The following is a 4,308-nucleotide window of genomic DNA, read 5'->3' as shown; positions in this document are numbered from 1 at the left end:
GGAAAGGGCCGGGCCGGAGAGTCGGGGGTCTTCGCTACGGTCCATGCTGATGTCCACGCCCTGCTGATTCGTGGTGCGCTGCCCCACCTTGAACTGGGAGTGTTCCTGCACCGGGATGGTGTTGCTTTCGATGGTGTTCACGGCGGCCCCTCTCGACGGCTGTCCTCTCCCTTTTCCAGCCCAACGCGCCTCCTATCGAAAGGTTGCGCCAAACACACGTTCGAGTGAATTATTCGGGAGTTGGCTGACTCGATCAAGGCTTTGTTGTACATCGAGTAAATGTTCGACCGGATGTCGACTCCGGAAGTCTAATCGGCGCCGACACGCCAGGGGTGTCACTTCCCCCAGAGTCCTAGATGTAGTGGCTACAGTCCTCTCCGTGCCCAGTACTAGTGGTCGCGCCACATGATCGGCTTGCCGAGGTCGGGGGCGCATCGCATAGACTCGACCAGTCCGCACGTCCTGCCAGGGAGGGATCCCGAGGTGCACTGCCCCTTCTGCCGGCACTCCGACAGCCGCGTTGTCGACAGCCGGACCACCGAGGACGGCAGCTGCATCCGCCGTCGTCGACAGTGCCCGGACTGCGGCCGCCGTTTCACCACCGTGGAGACGGCCGCGCTCATGGTCATCAAGCGCAGCGGTGTCACCGAGCCGTTCTCCCGGCAGAAGGTCATCACCGGGGTCCGCAAGGCCTGCCAGGGCCGCCCGGTCACCGAGGACGCGCTCGCCCAGCTCGGGCAGCGGGTCGAGGAGTGCGTGCGCGCCAGCGGCAACGCCGAGCTGACCACCCACGACGTGGGGCTGGCCATACTCGGTCCGCTCAAGGAGCTCGACGTGGTCGCCTACCTGCGCTTCGCCAGCGTGTACCAGGCGTACGACGGACTCGAGGACTTCGAGGCCGCCATCGCGGAACTCCGCGCCGAGCGGCCCGCCACCGAGGCGGACGGCACCTGCGTGCCCGTTCCCGCCACCGCGCCCTAGGCGGCGCCGGGCCCTCGCGGGCCCTTCGGACCAACACAACGCAGGCCCCCTCGGGGCCGCCAGCACCATACGGGCCCCACCGGGCCCACGCGTGCCCGAAAACTGGGCACAGAACACTACAAACCGTGCGCAAGCAGGCGAGGTCTCCGCCTGCCCGCACACCGGAAGACGAACCAGCGGTGCCCGGATTTTTCAGGGCACTTCGGGCGTTTGCCCAGGAGGAGGAGCGAGAAGTGACAGACACCACGAGCGGTTCCGCACGCGGGTCGAAGTCCGAGAAGGCCGCGGCCAAGGGCGCCAAGGCCCCGAAGGGCGGTCTCCGGATGGAGCGCATCTACACCACCCCTGGCGTGCACCCCTACGACGCGGTCCGCTGGGAGCGGCGCGACGTCGTGATGACCAACTGGCGCGACGGCTCGATCAACTTCGAGCAGCGCGGCGTCGAGTTCCCCGACTTCTGGTCGGTCAACGCGGTCAACATCGTCACGTCCAAGTACTTCCGCGGCGCCGTCGGCACCCCGCAGCGCGAGTGGAGCCTCAAGCAGATCATCGACCGCGTGGTGCTCACCTACCGCGCGGCCGGCGAGAAGCACGGCTACTTCGCCACCAAGGACGACGCCGAGATCTTCGAGCACGAGCTGACGCACGCCCTCCTCCACCAGGTGTTCAGCTTCAACTCGCCGGTCTGGTTCAACGTCGGCACCAAGCAGCCCCAGCAGGTCAGCGCCTGCTTCATCCTGTCCGTCGACGACTCCATGGAGTCGATCCTCGACTGGTACAAGGAAGAGGGCATGATCTTCAAGGGCGGCTCCGGCGCCGGCCTCAACCTCTCCCGTATCCGCTCCAGCAAGGAGCTGCTGTCCTCCGGCGGCAACGCCTCCGGCCCGGTCTCCTTCATGCGCGGCGCCGACGCCTCGGCCGGCACCATCAAGTCCGGTGGCGCCACCCGCCGCGCGGCCAAGATGGTCGTGCTCGACGTCGACCACCCCGACGTCGAGGCCTTCATCGAGACCAAGGTGAAGGAGGAGGAGAAGATCCGCGCCCTGCGCGACGCGGGCTTCGACATGGACCTCGGCGGCGACGACATCACGTCCGTCCAGTACCAGAACGCCAACAACTCGGTCCGCGTCAACGACGAATTCATGACCGCCGTCGAGAACGGCACCGAATTCGGCCTGCGCGCCCGGATGACCGGCGAGGTCATCGAGACCGTCGACGCCAAGAAGCTGTTCCGCAAGATGGCCGAGGCCGCCTGGGCCTGCGCCGACCCCGGAATCCAGTACGACACCACCATCAACCACTGGCACACCAGCCCGGAGTCCGGTCGCATCAACGCGTCCAACCCGTGCTCGGAGTACATGCACCTGGACAACTCCAGCTGCAACCTCGCCTCGCTGAACCTGATGAAGTTCCTGCGCGACGACGACTCGTTCGACGCCGAGACCTTCGCCAAGGTCGTCGAGCTGGTCATCACCGCGATGGACATCTCCATCTGCTTCGCGGACTTCCCGACCGAGAAGATCGGCGAGACCACCCGCGCCTTCCGCCAGCTCGGCATCGGCTACGCCAACCTCGGCGCCCTGCTGATGGCCACCGGCCACGCCTACGACAGTGAGGGCGGCCGCGCCCTGGCCGGCGCCATCACCTCGCTGATGACCGGCACCGCCTACCGCCGCGGCGCCGAACTCGCCGGTGTGGTCGGCCCGTACGACGGCTACGCCCGCAACGCGACCGCGCACCAGCGGGTCATGAAGCAGCACGCCGACGCCTCGCTGGACGCCGTCTCCTTCGACGACCTGGACGCCCCGGTCTGGCTCGCGGCCAACAAGTCCTGGCAGGACGTGCTGCGCATCGGTGCGCAGAACGGTTTCCGCAACGCCCAGGCCTCGGTCCTCGCCCCGACCGGCACCATCGGCCTGATGATGGACTGCGACACCACCGGCGTCGAGCCCGACCTGGCCCTGGTCAAGTTCAAGAAGCTGGTCGGCGGCGGCTCGATGCAGATCGTCAACGGCACCGTCCCGCGCGCCCTCAAGCGCCTCGGCTACCAGGACGAGCAGACCGAGGCGATCGTCGCCCACATCGCCGAGCACGGCAACGTGGTGGACGCGCCGGGCCTGAAGACCGAGCACTACGAGGTCTTCGACTGCGCGATGGGCGAGCGCTCCATCTCGCCGATGGGCCACGTGCGGATGATGGCCGCGATCCAGCCGTGGATCTCGGGCGCCATCTCCAAGACCGTGAACATGCCGGCCGCCGCGACCGTCGAGGACGTCGAGGAGATCTACTTCGAGGCGTGGAAGATGGGCGTCAAGGCGCTCGCCATCTACCGCGAGAACTCGAAGGTCGGCCAGCCGCTCTCGGCCAAGAAGAAGGACTCCGAGGACAAGGCCGAGGCCCCCGCCGCGGTCGAGAAGGTCGTCGAGTACCGCCCGGTCCGCAAGCGCCTGCCCAAGGGCCGTCCGGGCATCACCACCTCCTTCACGGTCGGTGGCGCCGAGGGCTACATGACCGCCAACTCCTACCCGGACGACGGCCTCGGCGAGGTCTTCCTCAAGATGTCCAAGCAGGGCTCGACCCTCGCGGGCATGATGGACGCCTTCTCCATCGCCGTCTCGGTCGGCCTGCAGTACGGCGTGCCGCTGGAGACCTACGTCGCGAAGTTCACCAACATGCGCTTCGAGCCGGCCGGTCTGACCGACGACCCGGACGTGCGGATGGCGCAGTCGATCGTGGACTACATCTTCCGCCGCCTGGCGCTCGACTTCCTGCCGTTCGAGACCCGCTCGGCGCTCGGCATCCACTCCGTCGAGGAGCGTCAGCGCCACCTGGAGACGGGCTCCTACGAGCCGCTGGAGGCCGAGGAGGTCGACACCGAGTCGCTCGCCCAGTCGGCCCCGGTGGTCGCCGCCAAGCCGGCCCCCGCCGTCGAGGCGCACAAGCCGGCCCCGAAGAAGCAGGCCCACAACTCCACGGAGCTGATGGAGATCCAGCTCGGCCTCAACGCCGACGCGCCGCTCTGCTTCTCCTGCGGCACCAAGATGCGCCGCGCCGGCAGCTGCTACCTCTGCGAGGGCTGCGGCTCCACCAGCGGCTGCAGCTGACGACCTCGGGTTCGCTCCCTGAGGTGAACCCCTGAAGCGGGGCGAGGACTTCACGGTCCTCGCCCCGCTTTTTCGCGTTCCGGGAAAGCCGATGTCACGTTCGGGGGCGGTGTCCGGTCCGTAGGGGGTGGCGGCCCTTCCGGGTCGTCCTGGCTGTTCGGGCTCTTCGGGGAGTGGTGTGGTGATGGGGACGGTGCTGGTGACCGGGGCGACGGGGACGTTG

At 67.8% G+C, this 4,308-nt stretch carries 2 protein-coding genes; both read left to right on the top strand.

All coding sequences use genetic code 11. The features are described 5' to 3' along the window. Positions 1 to 483 precede the first annotated feature (483 nt). Positions 484 to 981, top strand: coding sequence for a transcriptional regulator NrdR (gene nrdR, locus J0670_RS31565; RefSeq protein WP_207815334.1), 498 nt, complete (start codon positions 484 to 486; stop codon positions 979 to 981). Positions 982 to 1,214: 233 nt separating this feature from the next. Continuing rightward, positions 1,215 to 4,085 carry a vitamin B12-dependent ribonucleotide reductase gene (locus J0670_RS31560; RefSeq protein ID WP_207815333.1) on the top strand — a complete coding sequence of 957 codons (2,871 nt, stop codon included), beginning with the start codon at positions 1,215 to 1,217 and terminating at the stop codon, positions 4,083 to 4,085. Positions 4,086 to 4,308 lie beyond the last annotated feature (223 nt).

This window comes from Streptomyces sp. FH025 (assembly GCF_017427025.1).
In the GTDB taxonomy this organism is placed as follows: domain Bacteria; phylum Actinomycetota; class Actinomycetes; order Streptomycetales; family Streptomycetaceae; genus Kitasatospora.
The sequence above is the reverse complement of the archived record's forward strand: the minus strand, read 5'-3'. Positions and strand labels throughout refer to the sequence as shown.